Origin of the sequence: Rhodobacter capsulatus (genome assembly GCF_052363185.1) — a bacterium.
Classification (GTDB): domain Bacteria; phylum Pseudomonadota; class Alphaproteobacteria; order Rhodobacterales; family Rhodobacteraceae; genus Rhodobacter; species Rhodobacter capsulatus_E.
Map to the genome: position 1 here is coordinate 1522695 of NZ_CP198955.1, position 16016 is coordinate 1538710.

A 16016-nucleotide genomic window follows, 5' to 3' on the forward strand; every position below is an offset into this window, starting at 1 on the left:
CGCGGGTCACTCCGCGGCCACCTTTCTCCCCAGCATCGGCGCCAGATAGCGCCCGGTGTGGCTGGCCGGATTGGCCGCCACCTGTTCCGGCGTGCCCTCGGCCACGATCCGGCCGCCACCATCGCCGCCCTCGGGGCCGATGTCGATGATCCAGTCGGCGGTCTTGATCACGTCAAGGTTATGCTCGATCACCACCACCGTATTGCCCTGATCGACGAGCGAATGCAGCACTTCCAGAAGCTTGCGCACATCTTCGAAATGCAGCCCCGTCGTCGGCTCATCGAGGATGTAAAGCGTCCGCCCGGTGGCGCGGCGGGCCAGTTCCTTCGACAGTTTCACCCGCTGCGCCTCGCCGCCCGAGAGCGTCGTTGCCTGCTGGCCGACCTTGATATAGCCCAAGCCCACCTCGACCAGCGCATCCATCTTTTCGCGGATCGAGGGCACGGCCTTGAAGAAGTCCTGCGCATCTTCCACCGTCATTTCAAGGACATCGGCAATGCTCTTGTCCTTGAACCGGATCTCCAAGGTCTCGCGGTTGTAGCGGTGGCCCTTGCAGGTCTCGCAGGTGACGTAGACGTCGGGCAGGAAGTGCATCTCGATCTTGATGACGCCATCGCCCTGACAGGCCTCGCAGCGCCCGCCCTTGACGTTGAAGCTGAAGCGCCCCGGCTTGTAGCCGCGCGCCTGCGCCTCGGGCAGGCCCGCGAACCAGTCGCGAATGGGGGTAAAGGCGCCGGTGTAGGTCGCGGGGTTCGAGCGCGGCGTGCGCCCGATCGGGCGCTGGTCGATGTCGATCACCTTGTCGAGATGCTCGAAGCCCTTGATGCTGTCGCAAGGCGCGGGCGTTTCCCGCGCACCGTTCAATCGCATCGCCGCGGTTTTATAGAGCGTCTCGATGGTCAGGGTGGATTTGCCACCGCCCGAAACCCCCGTCACGCAGACGAATTTGCCAAGCGGGAACGCGGCCGTCACATCCTTCAGGTTGTTGCCGCAGGCCTTTGAAATCACAAGTTTCTTGCCGTTCCCTTCGCGCCGTTGCGCGGGCACCTCGATGCGCCGCGTGCCCGCCAGATATTGCCCGGTCAGGCTTGCCGGATCGGCGGCAATCTCGGCGGGCGTGCCCTGCGCGACGATCTGCCCGCCATGCACCCCCGCGCCGGGGCCGATGTCGAAGACATAATCGGCATGGCGGATCGCATCTTCGTCATGCTCCACCACCAGCACCGTATTGCCCTGATCGCGCAGGTTTTTCAGCGTCTGCAGCAGCCGGTCATTGTCGCGCTGATGTAGCCCGATCGAGGGTTCATCCAGCACATAAAGCACCCCGGTCAGGCCGGAGCCGATCTGGCTCGCCAACCGGATGCGCTGGCTTTCGCCGCCCGAAAGCGTCCCCGCCGCGCGGCTCAGCGTCAGGTAATCCAGCCCCACATTGATCAGGAAGCCCAGCCTTTCGCGGATTTCCTTCAGGATCGGGCGGGCGATCTCGTTCTTTTGCTTGCTCAGATGCTCGGGGACTTCCTCGATCCGGGCATGGGCGTCCCGGATCGACATTTCAACGACTTGCCCGATGTGCAGCCCGCCGATCTTCACCGCCAGCGCCTCGGGTTTCAGCCGATAGCCGCCGCAGGCGCCGCAGGGGCGGTTGTTCTGATAGCGCTCGAATTCCTCGCGCACCCAGGCGCTGTCGGTCTCGCGATAGCGCCGCTCCATGTTCGGGATCACGCCTTCGAAGCTGCGCGTCACCTCATAGACCCGGCCGCCCTCGTCGAAGCGGAACTTGATCTCGTCCTTGCCGGACCCATAGAGGAACAGCCGCTGCACCTCTTCCGGCAGCGCTTTCCACGGCTTCCTTTTGTCAAAGCCGTAATGCTTCGCCAGCGCGTCGATGGTCTGGATGAAATAGGGGCTTTTCGATTTCGCCCAAGGGGCGAGCGCCCCGGCGGCGAGCGTCAAGGAGGTATCGGGCACCACCAGCCTATCGTCGAAGAACAGCTCCACCCCCAGCCCGTCGCAAACCGGACAGGCACCGAACGGCGCGTTGAAGGAAAAAAGCCGCGGCTCGATCTCCGCAATGGTGAAGCCACTGACCGGACAGGCGAATTTTTCCGAAAAGGTAATCCGCCCGGCTTCCTTGCCCGCCTCGGTTTCGTCCGAGGACAGGGCATCCTCCCAAAGCGCGATGCCATCGGCGAGATCGAGCGCGGTGCGGAAACTGTCCGCCAAGCGCGTCTCCAGCCCCGGCCGCACCACGATCCGGTCCACCACCACGTCGATATTGTGGCGGAATTTCTTGTCGAGCGTGGGCGGTTCCTCAAGGTCGTAAAACGCCCCGTTCACCTTCACCCGCTGGAAGCCCGCCTTGCGCCATTCGGCGAATTCCTTGCGATATTCGCCCTTGCGGTCGCGGATGACCGGGGCGAGCAGATAGCCCCGCGCGCCTTCCTCCATCGCCATGACGCGGTCCACCATGTCCTGCACCTGCATCGCCTCGATCGGCAGGCCGGTCGCCGGGCTGTAGGGCGTGCCCGCGCGGGCGAAGAGCAGCCGCAGATAGTCGTAAATCTCGGTCACCGTGCCAACGGTCGAACGCGGGTTCTTCGACGTCGTCTTCTGCTCGATCGAAATCGCGGGGCTCAGCCCCGAGATGTGATCGACGTCAGGCTTGCCCATCTGGTCCAGAAACTGCCGCGCATAGGCGGACAGGCTTTCGACATAGCGGCGCTGCCCCTCGGCATAGATCGTGTCAAAGGCGAGCGAGGACTTGCCAGAGCCGGAAAGCCCGGTGATCACCGTCAGCGCATCGCGGGGAATGTCGAGATCGACGCCCTTGAGGTTATGCTCGCGCGCCCCGCGCACTTCGATGAACTTTTGCTCGGCCATGCCCGCCCCCAGATGTCAGGCCCCATAGATAGGGGGTTCGGCGCGAGTCTCCAACGAGAATTTGCGAACGGAACGAGAACTTTTCCCGGCCGCAGCCGAAGCGCCTCCCGTCGCAATCCCTGTATTCAAATCTTCGCATGTATGTTATGAAAAGGCTTGAAACTGGCCGGGCTTTGACCGCATGACGGGGCAAAGCGCCGGTCGGGGCGCTGTCAGAAGGAGTTTTTCGATGTTCAACTTCCTGCGCTCTGCCGCTTCGGGCGGGGCCCGTGTGCAAAAGATCGACCGGCGCGAGGCGGTGGCGAAAGCGGCTGCGGGCGAGATCGTGCTGATCGACGTGCGCGACGGGATGGAGTTGCGCGCCCCGGGCACGGCCAAGGGCGCGCTGCATGTGCCGCTGGCGGCGGTGAAGATGAAATGCGACCCGTCGAGCCCGGAATGCCTGAAGGAGCTGTCGGTGGACAAGCCGGTGGTGCTGTTTTGCGCCATGGGCGGGCGCAGCGCGGGCGCGGCGCAGATGCTGGTCGAAATGGGCTACAAGGACGTCTACAACCTTGGCGGCTTCAACGACTGGGTCGCGGGCGGCGGCGCAGTCGTGCGGGTCTGACGGGCAGGGGGCGCCGCCACCGCCCGACCGGGCGGCGACCGTTGCCCCGGGGTGCCGATCAGCGGATGGCGGCGATCGGGCCCTCGGCCCGGCCGTGGATGAACTGCGTCACATAAGGATCTGAGGTTTCGTCCATTTCCGCGATCGTGCCATGCCAGCGAATGAGCCCGTCATGCAGCATCGCCACCCGGTCGGCGATGGCCCGGACCGAGGACATGTCATGGGTGATGGTGATCGCCGTCGCCCCCATCTCGCGCACGACCGAGTTGATCAGATCGTTGATCACGCCCGACATGATCGGATCAAGGCCGGTGGTCGGCTCGTCGAAGAAGATCACCGTCGGATCGGTGGCAATGGCGCGGGCCAGCCCCACCCGCTTTTGCATGCCGCCCGAGAGTTCCGCCGGGAACAGGTCGGCGACCTCGGGCCCAAGGCCGACGCGGGCGAGTTTCTCCACCGCCACGGCGCGGGCCTCGGCCTTGGGGCGCTTGTGCGGGCCACGCAGCAGCCGGAAGGCGACGTTTTGCCAGACCGTCAGGCTGTCAAACAGCGCGGCGCCCTGAAACAGCATGCCGAAACGCGACAGGAAGTCTTCGCGCGTCTGCGCGACCGGGGCGCCATTGACCCGGATCGTGCCGGACTCGGGCGTCACAAGGCCCAGGATGCATTTCAGAAGCACCGATTTCCCGGTGCCCGAACCGCCGATGACGACAAGGCTTTCGCCCCGTTCGATGCGCAAGGACACGCCACGCAGCACCCGTTTCGACCCGAAGGATTTCGTGAGGCTTTCGATCTCGATCATTTTGAGAAGAACACCTCGGTCAGCAGGTAGTTGGAGGCGAGGATCAGCACCGAAGCCGCGACGACCGCGGATTTGGTGGCCCGGCCCACGCCCTGCGCGCCGCGGCCCGAATTCATCCCGTAATAGCAGCCCATCAGCGCGACCAGAAAGCCGAAGGCCGCGCCCTTGACCAGCCCCGAGCCGACATCCCAGAGTTTGAGATATTCCCAAGTGTTGCGGATATAGGTGGCCGAGTTGAAGCCCAGCCGCTCGGTCCCGATCAGCCAGCCGCCCATCACGCCGATCACATCGCCCACGGCGACCAGAAGCGGCACCGACAGCGTCGCCGCCAGAACCCGCGGCACGGCCAGATATTTCAGCGGGTTGGTCGAAAGCGTCACCAAAGCGTCGATCTGCTCGGTCACCTTCATCGTGCCGATTTCGGCGGCAATGGAACTGGCCACCCGCGCCGCGACCATCAGCCCGCCCAGCACCGGGCCAAGCTCGCGCACCATCCCGATCGCGACGATCGAGGGCACGACGCTTTCGGCCGAAAACCGCGCGCCCCCGGCATAGATCTGCAGCGCCAGCGCTGCCCCGGTGAAAAGCGCGGTCATGCCGACGACCGGCAGCGACAGCCAGCCGATCTGCAGCATCGCCTGCAGGAATTCGCGGCTGTAAAAGGGCGGGCGCAGCATGTGGCTCAGCACTGCGCCGGTGAACAGGCTGACCCGGCCCACACCCGCAAGCGCCGCCAGAACGGTGTGGCCCAGCCCGGCCAGCGCGGTCAGGATCACACCGGCCCCCCGACATAGGCGCGCTGATAGCGCTGGCCCAGCGACGTCAGGATTTCATAGCCGATCGTGCCCGCGACCTCGGCCAAAGCATCGACACCCTGATGCGGCCCAAGGATCTCAAGGCTTTGCGGCACCTCGGGCAGATCGGTCACATCGACGGTGATCAGATCCATCGAAACGCGGCCGACGAGCGGGCAGGGGGTGTCGCCCGCCCAGAGCGTCGCCTTGCCCGAAAACCGGCGCGAGAGCCCGTCGGCATAGCCCGCGGCGACGGTGGCGATGCGGCTTTCCCGCGCCGCGGTCCAGCTGTTCGCATAGCCCACGGTCTCGCCCGGCGCGACCGTGCGGATCTGCACCACCGGCAGCGAGAGCCGCACCACCGGGCGGGCGGTCTCGAACGGCAGCCCGCCATAAAGGCCGATCCCGGGCCGGGTGACGTCGAAATGATAGTCTGGCCCCAGCAGAATGCCGCCCGTCGCCGAAAGCGCGCGTTTCAGCCCCAGCCCGTCGGTCATGGCGCGGAAATTCTTCAGCTGCAGCGCGTTCATCGGATGGTCGGGCTCGTCCGAACAGGCCAGATGGCTCATGACGAGCTTCGGCCCGGCGGCAATCAGCTCGGCCGAAACGCCCGCCCAATCGGCGGGCTCAAGGCCAAGCCGGTTCATCCCGGTATCGAGCTGCACGCCAAAAGCCGCGCCGGGCAGGGCGTCGAAATGGCGCTGCACCTGGTCGAGCGAATTCAGCATCGGTGTCAGGCCCAGATCGCGGATCAGCCCGGTATCGTCTGCCATATGGCCGGAAAAGACAAAGATTTCCGGGCCTTCGCCCAGGGCCTGGCGGACGGCCGCGCCTTCCTCGGCGGCGGCGACAAAGAACTTGCGCGCCCCCGCCCGGGCCAGAACCTGCGCCACCCGCGCGGCGCCCAGGCCGTAGCTGTCGGCCTTGACCACCGCCCCGGTCTCGGTGGCGGCGGAAGTCATTGCGTCAAGCGCCCGCCAATTGGCAAGCACGGCGTCAAGATCAATGCGGAGCGATGCTGTGGTCATGCGGTTTTCTTGAGCCTGAGGGGCCGAAGGTCAAGCGCAAACATCCGTGAGCGGGCGCGCCCGCGGCAGATGTGGCAGGGGGGCTCTGCCCCCCGTCCGCAAGCGGACTCCCCCCGGGATATTTGTCGCAAGATAAAACCGAAGGATTCCCTTTATCTTGCCACAAATATCCCGCGGGGGTCCGGGGGCGCGAAGCCCCCGGCCTTGCCTCAGAACCCGTCCGAGCCCTCGCCCTGCCAGGGCCGGGCCAAGTCCGAGAACCGGGTGAAGCGGCTTTCGAACGCAACTTCGACGGTGCCGATCGGCCCGTGGCGCTGCTTGCCGAGGATCACCTCGGCCTTGCCATGGACGCGCTCGGCCTTTTGCATCCATTCGGCGAATTTCGGATCGTCTTCCGGCGGCTTCAGGCGTTCATGGTAATATTCGTCGCGGTAAACGAACATCACCACGTCGGCGTCCTGTTCGATCGAGCCCGATTCGCGCAGGTCGCTCAGCTGGGGCCGCTTGTCCTCGCGGCTTTCCACCGTCCGGCTCAGCTGCGACAGCGCCATCACCGGGATGTTCAGCTCTTTCGCGATCGCCTTCAGCCCCATCGAGATCTCGCCGATCTCCTGCACCCGGTTGTCGGTCCGCCCCGAGCCGCGCAGCAGCTGCAGATAGTCGACGATCACCACGTCGAGCCCATGCGTGCGCTTGAGCCGCCGACAGCGCGCCGCCACCTGCGAGATCGGCAGGGCGGGGGTGTCGTCGATGTAAAGCGGGCAGGTCTCGAGCGCCTTCGCGGCCTCGACGAAGCGGCGGAATTCGGCCTCGGTCATGTCGCCGCGGCGGATCTGTTCCGAGGGCACTTCGGAGGCTTCCGACAGCACGCGCGCGGCGAGCTGTTCGGCGCTCATTTCAAGCGAGAAGAAACCGACCACGCCGCCCTCGACCGCGCCTTCGGTGCCGTCATGGCGCATCCCGCGCTTGTAGGCCTTGGCGATGTTGAAGGCGATGTTCGTCGCGAGCGAGGTCTTCCCCATCGAGGGGCGCCCGGCAAGGATCAGCAAATCGGAAGGGTGCAGCCCGCCGAGTTTCCGGTCCAGATCGCGCAGCCCGGTGGAGACGCCCGCGAGCCCGCCTTCGCGCTGATAGGCCGCGTTGGCCGATTGCACCGCCTCGGTCACCGCCTTGAGAAAGCTCACAAATCCCTTGTCGGCCGTGCCCGATTCCGCCAGCTTGTAAAGCGCGCCCTCGGTCTTGACGATCAGGTCTTCGGGCTCCAGCCCCACTTCGACCTTTTGCGCCGAAGCAGAGAGATCCTTACCGAGCCGGATCAATTCACGCCGCAGCGCCAGATCATGGATCATCTGCGCATAGTCGCGCGCCGCATAAGACGAGATCGCCGCCCCGGCGAGACGCGCGAGATAAGTGGCGCCGCCGAGCGCCTTCAGCCCCTCGTCATCCTCCAGATAGGCCTTGAGCGTCACCGGCGAGGCGAGCGCGTTCTTTTGAATCCGCGCCGCCGCCACTTCGAAGATGGTGCGGTGCACGGGTTCAAAGAAATGCTCCGCCCGCACCACCGGGGCGATGCGGTCCATGACGTCGTTGTTGCTCAGGATCAGACCCAGAAGCTGTTGTTCCGCCTCGATATTATGCGGCAGGGCCTCTTCTTCGGGCATCTCGGGTTTGATCGGTGCAAGCGTGTTCATTTCTGCCTCGTGACCTTCCTCCCCCCGGGCCCTTCTAGCGAGGGCGCGGGGAAAACGGAAATCTTCCGCAAGGTCGGATAACCCTGTGGACAAAAGCGCAACCGCGCCGCAGTTTAGCGCATTTCTGGGGGAATTTCCACCGATGGCCGCAAGATGTTGTGTGCGCCAGCCCGGGCGCGCGAGTCGCCGCAAGCTGTCCCCATTTCATCCACAGGCGTATCCCCGGTTTTGCCCCCGGAAATCTCAGCCCTTCTTGTGGGCCTCCTGCCAGGCACGCGGGGCGCTCAGGAAGGCCTCGACCTCGTCAAGCGTCGCGGCGTCAAAGGCGCCCTGCGCGCGGGCCTCGGCCAGCACGTCCCACCAGGTGCAGAGGTGGTGCAATTGCACCCCATGCGCGGCGAGATTGGGCACGGTTTCCGGGAAGATGCCGTAATAGAAGATCACCGCCGTATGGGCGCAGGTCGCGCCGGTCTCGCGGATCGCATCGACGAAGCTCAGCTTCGAGCCGCCATCGGTGGTCAGATCCTCGACCAGCAGGACGCGCTGGCCCTCGGTCATCGCGCCTTCGATGCGGGCATTGCGGCCGTAGCCTTTCGGCTTTTTGCGCACATAGGTCATCGGCAGGGCGAGGCGCTCGGCCACCATCGCGGCAAAGGGGATGCCCGCGGTCTCGCCGCCCGCGATATTGTCAAAGGCCTCGAAGCCCGCGTCGCGCAACACGGTGACGGCGAGAAAATCCATCAGGGTCGAGCGGATGCGCGGATAGCTGATCAGCTTGCGGCAGTCGATATAGGTCGGCGAGGGCAGGCCCGAGGCGAGCGTGAAGGGCGTTTCGGCGTTGAAATGCACCGCCTTGATTTCCAGAAGCATCCGCGCGGTCAGGCGGGCGATTTCTTCCCTGGCGGGATAGGAGGAGGGGATCATGTGGGTGTCCTCATGCTGTTTCTTCTTGGCTCAAATACGCTTCTTTTCGACCGTGGCGCCCGGCGGACGGGTGGGAAAGGGCGTATTTTGGCCAAGAAAAAGGATCAGTCGATTGCGTGCCAGAAGACCGGGAAGCCCGGATCAAAAACGGTGACGGGACCGGCGCCGGTCTCGATCTTGGCGGGCCAGGTCGCGGCGGTGGCGGTCTTTTCCAGCGTCAGCGTCGCGGTGTTGACCGGCAGGCGGTAGAAGCGCGGCCCGTTTTCCGCGGCGAAGGCGGAGAGGTTCGCGAGTTTCCCCTCTTCCTCGAAGACATGGGCGAGCAGTTGCATGGTGTTCGTCGCGGTGAAGCAGCCCGCGCAGCCGCAGGCACATTCCTTCAGCGGATCGACATGCGGCGCGGAATCGGTGCCGAGGAAGAACCGCGCCTCTCCGCTGGTCGCGGCCTCGCGCAGGGCCAGGCGGTGGTGTTCGCGTTTCGCCACCGGCAGGCAGTAGTAATGCGGCTTGATCCCGCCCACCAGAATGTGGTTGCGGTTGAGGATCAGGTGATGCGTGGTGATCGTCGCGCCCAGATCGTCGCCCTGCGAGCGGGCATAGTCCACCCCGTCTTTCGTGGTGATGTGCTCCATCACCACGCGCAGACCGGGCGTTGCGCGGCGGATCGGGTCAAGGACGGTCTCGATGAAGACCGCCTCGCGGTCGAAGATGTCGACGGCGGGATCGACCACCTCGCCATGCACGCAAAGCGGCAGGCCGATCTCGGCCATTTTTTCCAGCACGCCCCGCACCTTGTCGAAATCGCGCACGCCGGAATGCGAATTCGTCGTGGCGCCTGCCGGGTAAAGCTTCACCGCCTTCACCAGACCCGATCCCGCCGCCGCCGCGACATCGGCGGGATCGGTGGTTTCGGTCAGGTAAAGCGTCATCAGCGGCTCGAAGACCGCGCCTTCGGGCAGGGCGGCCAGGATGCGGTCGCGGTAGGCCGCGGCCTCGGCCCCGGTCACCACCGGAGGCACCAGATTCGGCATCACGATGGCGCGGGCGAAATGGCGCGTGGTTTCGGGCAGGACACCCGAAAGCATCGCGCCGTCGCGCAGATGCAGGTGCCAATCGTCGGGGCGGGGAAGGGTGATGCGGGTCATGCGCCCCGGTTACACCCAAGGGCGCGGCATTTCCAGTGCCAGCTTTGTCCCGCCTGCAGGCGGCTTCGCGCCCCGCCGCGCAGGCGGCTTCGCGCTGATGTGCCCGCCGCGCAGGCGGCTTCGCGCTGATGTGACCTTGGGGCACTGGACGGCGGCTGCCCCATGCGTCACCTTGCCCGGGCCTCGGGGGAGGATGGAGGGAGACATGACGACACGGTTCATCGCCTTGGCGGGCCTTGCCGCCGCCACCGCGCTTGCGGGCTGCAACGATCCGGGCTTTCGCGGCGTGCCCGATGTGCGCATCGCCAGTGCGGCAGAGGTGGCGCAATGCCGCCTGACCAGCACGATCACCAACGAGCCCGGGCTTTACGGCCCCGTGGTCGGGCGCGAGGCGGAACGCTATGCCCGCAACAAGATCCTCGAGATGGCGAAGGGCGACGGCGCCAACACCGTCGTCTTCGATCCGGTGATGCCGGGCGAGCCGGTCTATCTGCTGACGGCCCGGGCCTATCGCTGCTGATCCGCTCACGGTTTCTTTACGCTGCATTGCAGAAAATGCAGGGCGGGGTTTCGGCAAACGTCCTTGTCGGGCCCCCTTGCGCTGCCTATATCGCCGGTCAGGGAGGGAACATTCTGCACCCTGACAGGAGGTTTCCATGACTTATGTCGAATTGCATGATGCGCCCGGCAAGGCCCCGTTCAAGGGGTTGGCGGCGCGTCTGTCGCGTCTGCCCGTGGCCTTGGGCGAGGGGCTGGTGGACGTGCTTGAAACCGGCGCGCGGCTGCGCGAGGTGACCCGGCTGCGGGCGATGTCGGATGCCGAACTGGCGCTGCATCACATCACCCGCGACGAAATCGTGCCGCACGTCTTTCGCGACCGCTACTGCTACTGAAGGCCTGCCTGCGGCGGCCAATCCTCTTGCGTGCCGACAAGGCGCGGTCGATACTGGCCGCGTTGGTCGGACAGGAGGAGCGGGGATGACGCAGGAAACCCTGACGGAAGTGCGCGGTGATCTGGTGCTGGCGGCGCTTTGTGTGGGCCAGTTTCGTGCGCCCTGCCAGATCGAGGCGGAGCGGCTTCTGGTGCGCGCCGACGAGGCGCTGATGCAGGCCTTGCGGGCGCTGGGGTTGGAAACCGCCGCGGTGTTCGAGGTGTTCACCCCCGCGCCGATGTTCGCCCCCGAAGAGGTGATCCTGGATCAGGTGGCGCGCGGTGTCCTGCGCCGTCAGGTCACCACGCATGTCTTCCGCCCCCATGACGAGGAAACCGCCGAGGAAGACGGCGATACCGCCGTGGTGGCGGTCTGATCGCAGCGGCGGCCTGATCGCGGGGGGCGGTTTCAGACCGGTCTCAGACGGGCGCGCGGCTTTCCCGGGGCAATGGCTGGCCGGATTGCGCCAGCTGGTCTTCCAGCACGATCAAGCGGTTGCGAAACCGCGGCCAGCCCAGCCGCCGCTCCACGTTGCGGCACAGCATCGCCTCGAGCCGGGGGCGGCCCGAACTGTTCAGATAGCCTGCCAGCCGGCGCAGATAGCGCATCGCATTGCGCCGCCCGCGCCAGAGCCGCCAGAACACCGCGGGCGTGAACGTGCCTGCGCAGGCCTGCGACAGCATCGGTTCCAGCGCGTCGATCTCGGCCAGGGCGGTTTCGGGCGTGCTGCCCAGATTGCGGCAGGGCAGAAGCGTCACATGCGGGCGCGCCATCAGCGCGGCATGCATCGCGTCCTCGCCGATCAGCGGATCATAGATCACATGCGCCGCCGCCGCCCCGTCCAGCATGTCGGGGGCAAAGCCGTAGCGATCGGTGAAATTCTGCCGCCGCCGCCGCCGGAAACGGTCGTCCCAGGCGGTCAGCCGGGCATCCAGCGTCGCCTGCGGCGCCAGCGTGATCACCGTGGCCCCCGGCGCCGCGACCGAATAGGCCGCCGCCGCATAGCCGCAACTGCCCGCGCCGTAAAACACCACGCGGTCGAAATCCTCGAAGAACGCCTCGTCCACGAGGCGGTCGAAATAGGCGTAAACGGCAGGATCGCGAAACCAGCTTTCGTCATGGCCGATCAGCGTCAGGCTGGAATGGCCGCCCGCCTCGGCCAGGGTGAAGCCCAGCGGCAGCTGATCTTCGGACCGGGCGCGGATCGCGGCGCGGATCTCGAAACTGACCAGAAGCACCGGGCCGCGGTCGGCAAACAGCACCGAATGCGCCGTGCCCAGCGGTTCCCAATAGCCCTCGAGATCGCCGAGTTCTTCGATATGGTGCAGCCAGTCGCTGTCGTTCAGATCGCGCATCGTGCTGGTATCCAACTTTCCCCCGTCCATCGCCATTCTCCTGCCGCATGCTGCCGGAGAATGCCTGAACAAGGTTAATCTAGCATTGCCCCGGGCTGGCGGAAATGCGCCGGGGGTGGGAAAATAGCTTGGATTGTAGGGAAAGGGGCGCCAATCGGGCCAAAGACGGGAAAGTGTTTCCGCAACCGTTACGCGCCCGGCGCCCGGGCCGCGGCGGCCAGCCCCAGCGCCTGCATCCGCGCCGCAAGCGGCGGCGGCAGCGGCCGCGAGGGCGGCGTGAGCATCAGCCGCCCGAAAAGCGCGCGGAAGGGCTCGTCCGCCATCAGCTCGGCAAAGCGGCGCTGCCGCCAGGCCACGCCCGCGCGGTGCAGCCGGTCGATCTCGCCATCCCCGCGCAGCCGCGCCACCCCCGCGGCGGTGGCGCTGGCGTAACGGGAAATCGAGCGATCCTCAATGTCGCAGAAATTGCGCTCGACCCAATAGCTCAGATCGAAGGTGGAGGCGTCCCGATTGGCCCGGCCGCGGTCGCATTTGAGAACGTAGCTCTGCATCGCCCCCAGCGCGTAATGATTGAGCTGCACCAGCTGCCAGGGGTCCTGGCCCAAGGGCGTGAAAAGCCGCCCGGTGCGGTAGCTGTCGGGCAGGCGCCGCCCGCTGCCATCGACCCAGACCGTCTGCGCGATCCGGTCGGGATCGGGGGCGCGGGGGCGGTGCACGCCCAGCTTGCGATAGGCGCCATCGTTGCGAAAGAGCGTCTTGATCAGGCTTGCCCGCCAGGGCCAGAGCATCCCCGCGGGCGCGGCGCGGGTGAATTGCGCCGTCACCGGGGCGTCGGTGAAATCGACCACGCCCGCATTGCCGAAGAGCCGCCAGGTCAGGGCGATGGCACTGGCCCCGGGCAGGGCGGCGATCAGCGCGGCCAGCGTGCCGTCGCCCGCATGGATATTGACGAATTCGTCAATGTCGAGGACCAGAACCCAATCGGCGGCCCGCAGCCGCGGGTGTTTCTCCGCCAGCTTCAGCGCCGCCCATTGCGGCCCCTCGCGCCAGGGGCCGGGGTTGCGGACATGGGTCACTTCGCCCAAAACCTGCAGCCGGTCCAGAAGCGCATCGGTGCCGTCGCTGCAATCGTTGGAAAAGACAAGGAAATCGGTGAAGCCCACGGCGCGGTGATGGGCCAGCCAGTCGAGCAGGAAGGCCGCCTCGTTCTTCACCGTCAGAATGGCCAAGGCGCGCATCAGTGGTTCGCCTCGCCCTCGTGGGCGACGGTGAAGAAGAAGCCGGGCGGCAGGGTGTCAAGCGGCAGATCCTCCGGGATCACGCCCGGACCGGCGTTGAAGACGGCCGAGCCGAAGACATGCAGCAGCCGCGAAAGCTTTTCGAAGCGGTCCGAACACAGTTCGGCGTAGAAATTCGCGTAAGCCTCGGTCGCGCGCAACTCCGCGATCTTTGCCCGATGCGCAGCGACGGAATGCTCATGCGCGGCGCGGATCTCGGGATCGGCCATCAGCCGGTCGAATTCGGCTCGCGCGCGCGGGATCATCCGCTGGATCGAGCGGTCCTCGACCGCATTGTGATTCATCCGGAACCAGTAGTTCAGCCCCTGATCGCGATCGACATGGTTCACCCGACCGCGGTCGCGCTTGACCAGAAAGCTCTCGGCCGAGCGCACGGCGTAGTGATTGAGCTGCACCCAGTCATAGCCGTAAGTGCTTGAGGTCGAACGCCAGCCGTTGCGATACATCTCGCGCGGCATCGGCTTGCCGGACCCATTGAGCCAGTGCACCTGATCCCAGAGATCGGGCAAAAGCCCCTTTGGTCGGTGCACCCCCAGCTTCTTGTAGATGTCGATGTTGCGAAACAGCGTCTTGAACCCCCAGGCCTGATGCGGCTTGCGCACGATTTCCGGGGCGCAGGTGGTGAATTGCTCAAGCAAGAAGCGGTCTTCGTATTCATGCACGTCGCAATTGCCGAAAAGCCGCCAGGTCAGGGCGATCATGTTCGCCGTGCCCATCGCCTCATACAAAGCGCGCAAAGTGCCGTCGCCGATCTTCACGTCGATGAATTCATCGACATCCATGCAGATCGCCCAGCCGCAATTCTGAATGAGCGGCTCGCTCTCGGCGCTTTCGAGCGCCGCATGCTGGGGCGGCATGTCCATGGTGCGAAACGGATTGTCGCGGTGCTGGCAGATCCCCTTCCTTTGCAAAAGATCCAGCATCGTGTCGGTGCCGTCGGTGCAGTCATTGGTATAGATCAGGAAATCATCGACGCCGATGGCGCGGTGATAGGCGATCCATTCGAGGATGAAGGGGCCCTCGTTCTTCATCGTGGTGACGATGCAGGTGCGGCCCGCTTCCGTTGCCCGCACCGGTGCGGGGCGGGGTTTCGAGACCGGCGGGCGGATCGGTTTTGCGCCCCAGATCTCGGTCGAAACCCGCAGCAACTCCGCGTCTTCGATGAGCGAGGTCTTCGGCGCCAGTTCCGAGGCCGCCCGCCCGGGCACCCGCAGCCCCATCGCGCGCCAGAACGGGATCAGGCTGGCCGGATCGGGCTTGGTATAGGCGATGCGCAACAGCCGCCAAGTCGCATCCAGCCCGACCTTGCCCGGCGCCACCCCCCAACGGGCAATGCCGCGCGTCGCGTCGAACTGCCGGCAGAGGTGATCGGAAAACCGCGCCTCGGCCCCCGCGCGCACCCGCCAGGGATAGATCCGCCGCCCCACCAGCGTCACCATGCCCGTGGGGGCCTCGAGACAGGTCTCAAAGGCCGAAGGCGTGCCCGCGGGGCGCGGCTGCAGGATGTCGGTCACGTCAAGCTGCAGCACGACCCGCGCGCGGGCCAGAAAGCGCCATTTCGCCAGTTCCAGCACGATCCCCTGACCCAGAGGCGCCCGCCAGGGATCGTTCGGCGGAACCTCCATCCGGTCCTTGCCGGGCGCGTCGGGGGCGTGAAACGGATGGTTTTCCGGCCCGTGATCGGGTTTTCCGAGGGGCGTGTCGGACGACAGCACGACGACCGTCATCGTCAGATCCCGCGCCGCAAGCAGCTGCGCAATCGCCGCGGCAAGGGCCGGGCCGTGCAGCGCCTCGCTGTCGGGCGGCGAGCGGTCAAGGATCAGCGCGGCTTCGGCCCCATGCTGGTCGTGATGCCAGACCAGCCAATCGGCGATGCTTTGCGCGCTTTCCTCAAGCCGTTGCGCGAAAAGACAGAATTTGTTCGCGAAGAGATCGGTTTCGGCCGCGGTCGGGGGGATCTCGACCGCCACGACCGGGCCTTGCGGCGCCGCGACGGGGGCAGGGGCCTCGCCTTCGGGCGGCGGACGCACTGCCTCGGGGCACAGGCCCAGCACCAGCGCCCCCTCGGGTGCGGCGCGGCCATGCACCATCACGCCGCCCGCCACCTCGCGCCGGTCGATCACCTCGAACCCGCCCGCGGGCGGATCGGCGGCGATCTGCCCGGCAAAGGCGGGATTGGCGAAGAACAGCCGCAAGGTGCGACCGGGGCGGCCGTTGCGCAGCTCGGGCCAGACCACGGCGTCCAGCAATTGCAGCCCCGCGGGCCCGCCCCCGAAGCTTTTCCCCTGCATCTGCCGCGCGACGACCGTCGATCCGTTCATGCTGCCCCCGTTTTCCCAAGTCCTAGCAGGGCCCCGGGCCGCTTTCAAACGGCGGCTTGGGGGCGCGGGCATTGTTTCGAGAGGCGTGACAGGGATGGCAGATCGTTGCCAAATTCAGCCTGCCCGGAAATGGCCCGAAATTCGCTGCGAAATCGTCCAAAGCCCGTGATGACTGGGGCCAAGGGGCACTATCCTTGCCAAGACACCGATTGCGGATAGAATGCCCGGTCAGAAAAGAA

The 16016-nt window shown here is 66.0% G+C and carries 14 protein-coding genes; 4 read left to right on the top strand and 10 right to left on the bottom strand.

Annotation, left to right across the window (positions count from 1 at the left end):
* Positions 1–6: 6 nt before the first annotated feature.
* Entirely contained in the window at positions 7–2880 is a 2874-nt protein-coding gene (uvrA, locus tag ACTTAG_RS07620; protein WP_444464903.1) for an excinuclease ABC subunit UvrA, read from the bottom strand.
* 229 nt (positions 2881–3109) lie between these two features.
* Here uvrA and ACTTAG_RS07625 point away from each other — a divergent pair, with 229 nt between their 5' ends.
* Positions 3110–3487, top strand: coding sequence for a rhodanese-like domain-containing protein (locus ACTTAG_RS07625; RefSeq protein WP_444464904.1), 378 nt, complete (start codon positions 3110–3112; stop codon positions 3485–3487).
* 58 nt (positions 3488–3545) lie between these two features.
* Here the strand turns inward: ACTTAG_RS07625 and ACTTAG_RS07630 are convergent, their stop codons facing one another.
* From ACTTAG_RS07630 to pyrC, 6 genes are all read right to left on the bottom strand, one after another.
* Positions 3546–4289, bottom strand: a complete 744-nt coding sequence (locus tag ACTTAG_RS07630; protein ID WP_444464905.1) for an ABC transporter ATP-binding protein — start codon at positions 4287–4289, stop codon at positions 3546–3548.
* Positions 4286–5062 carry an MlaE family ABC transporter permease gene (locus tag ACTTAG_RS07635; protein WP_444465212.1) on the bottom strand — a complete coding sequence of 259 codons (777 nt, stop codon included), beginning with the start codon at positions 5060–5062 and terminating at the stop codon, positions 4286–4288. Before ACTTAG_RS07635 ends, ACTTAG_RS07630 begins: the two co-directional genes overlap by 4 nt.
* Positions 5062–6111, bottom strand: coding sequence for an alanine racemase (gene alr / locus ACTTAG_RS07640; RefSeq protein WP_444464906.1), 1050 nt, complete (start codon positions 6109–6111; stop codon positions 5062–5064). The genes ACTTAG_RS07635 and alr overlap by 1 nt, the downstream gene beginning before the upstream one ends.
* Positions 6112–6320: 209 nt before the next feature.
* Complete coding sequence (locus ACTTAG_RS07645; protein WP_444464907.1) at positions 6321–7802, bottom strand: replicative DNA helicase; 1482 nt, start codon at positions 7800–7802, stop codon at positions 6321–6323.
* 243 nt (positions 7803–8045) lie between these two features.
* Positions 8046–8726, bottom strand: a complete 681-nt coding sequence (locus ACTTAG_RS07650) for an orotate phosphoribosyltransferase (RefSeq protein ID WP_013067300.1) — start codon at positions 8724–8726, stop codon at positions 8046–8048.
* Positions 8727–8830: 104 nt separating this feature from the next.
* Positions 8831–9871 carry a dihydroorotase gene (pyrC, locus tag ACTTAG_RS07655; RefSeq protein ID WP_444464908.1) on the bottom strand — a complete coding sequence of 347 codons (1041 nt, stop codon included), beginning with the start codon at positions 9869–9871 and terminating at the stop codon, positions 8831–8833.
* A 205-nt stretch (positions 9872–10076) separates the two neighbouring features.
* Between pyrC and ACTTAG_RS07660 the strand changes: the two genes are divergently transcribed.
* The 3 genes from ACTTAG_RS07660 (at position 10077) to ACTTAG_RS07670 (ending at position 11179) form a co-directional block, all read left to right on the top strand.
* On the top strand, positions 10077–10391 hold the full coding sequence (locus ACTTAG_RS07660) for a hypothetical protein (RefSeq protein ID WP_444464909.1): 315 nt from the start codon (positions 10077–10079) through the stop codon (positions 10389–10391).
* Between the two features lie 136 nt (positions 10392–10527).
* A complete protein-coding gene (locus ACTTAG_RS07665; protein WP_444464910.1) occupies positions 10528–10764 on the top strand; it encodes a hypothetical protein in 237 nt (78 codons plus the stop codon).
* Positions 10765–10849: 85 nt separating this feature from the next.
* On the top strand, positions 10850–11179 hold the full coding sequence (locus ACTTAG_RS07670; RefSeq protein ID WP_444464911.1) for a hypothetical protein: 330 nt from the start codon (positions 10850–10852) through the stop codon (positions 11177–11179).
* Positions 11180–11222: 43 nt separating this feature from the next.
* Here the strand turns inward: ACTTAG_RS07670 and ACTTAG_RS07675 are convergent, their stop codons facing one another.
* From ACTTAG_RS07675 to ACTTAG_RS07685, 3 genes are all read right to left on the bottom strand, one after another.
* Positions 11223–12188 carry a phosphoadenosine phosphosulfate reductase gene (locus ACTTAG_RS07675; RefSeq protein ID WP_444464912.1) on the bottom strand — a complete coding sequence of 322 codons (966 nt, stop codon included), beginning with the start codon at positions 12186–12188 and terminating at the stop codon, positions 11223–11225.
* 158 nt (positions 12189–12346) lie between these two features.
* Complete coding sequence (locus tag ACTTAG_RS07680; RefSeq protein ID WP_444464913.1) at positions 12347–13396, bottom strand: glycosyltransferase family 2 protein; 1050 nt, start codon at positions 13394–13396, stop codon at positions 12347–12349.
* Positions 13396–15777, bottom strand: coding sequence for a glycosyltransferase family 2 protein (locus ACTTAG_RS07685; protein ID WP_444464914.1), 2382 nt, complete (start codon positions 15775–15777; stop codon positions 13396–13398). The genes ACTTAG_RS07680 and ACTTAG_RS07685 overlap by 1 nt, the downstream gene beginning before the upstream one ends.
* Between the last annotated feature and the right edge of the window lie 239 nt (positions 15778–16016).

Excerpts from the sequence above, each read along its gene's own strand:
- uvrA (WP_444464903.1), bottom strand. The coding sequence starts at position 2,880 with ATGGCCGAGCAAAAGTTCATCGAAGTGCGCGGGGCGCGCGAGCATAAC.
- ACTTAG_RS07625 (WP_444464904.1), top strand. The coding sequence starts at position 3,110 with ATGTTCAACTTCCTGCGCTCTGCCGCTTCGGGCGGGGCCCGTGTGCAA.
- ACTTAG_RS07630 (WP_444464905.1), bottom strand. The coding sequence starts at position 4,289 with ATGATCGAGATCGAAAGCCTCACGAAATCCTTCGGGTCGAAACGGGTG.
- alr (WP_444464906.1), bottom strand. The coding sequence starts at position 6,111 with ATGACCACAGCATCGCTCCGCATTGATCTTGACGCCGTGCTTGCCAAT.
- ACTTAG_RS07645 (WP_444464907.1), bottom strand. The coding sequence starts at position 7,802 with ATGAACACGCTTGCACCGATCAAACCCGAGATGCCCGAAGAAGAGGCC.
- ACTTAG_RS07650 (WP_013067300.1), bottom strand. The coding sequence starts at position 8,726 with ATGATCCCCTCCTCCTATCCCGCCAGGGAAGAAATCGCCCGCCTGACC.
- pyrC (WP_444464908.1), bottom strand. The coding sequence starts at position 9,871 with ATGACCCGCATCACCCTTCCCCGCCCCGACGATTGGCACCTGCATCTG.
- ACTTAG_RS07660 (WP_444464909.1), top strand. The coding sequence starts at position 10,077 with ATGACGACACGGTTCATCGCCTTGGCGGGCCTTGCCGCCGCCACCGCG.
- ACTTAG_RS07665 (WP_444464910.1), top strand. The coding sequence starts at position 10,528 with ATGACTTATGTCGAATTGCATGATGCGCCCGGCAAGGCCCCGTTCAAG.
- ACTTAG_RS07670 (WP_444464911.1), top strand. The coding sequence starts at position 10,850 with ATGACGCAGGAAACCCTGACGGAAGTGCGCGGTGATCTGGTGCTGGCG.
- ACTTAG_RS07675 (WP_444464912.1), bottom strand. The coding sequence starts at position 12,188 with ATGGACGGGGGAAAGTTGGATACCAGCACGATGCGCGATCTGAACGAC.
- ACTTAG_RS07680 (WP_444464913.1), bottom strand. The coding sequence starts at position 13,396 with ATGCGCGCCTTGGCCATTCTGACGGTGAAGAACGAGGCGGCCTTCCTG.
- ACTTAG_RS07685 (WP_444464914.1), bottom strand. The coding sequence starts at position 15,777 with ATGAACGGATCGACGGTCGTCGCGCGGCAGATGCAGGGGAAAAGCTTC.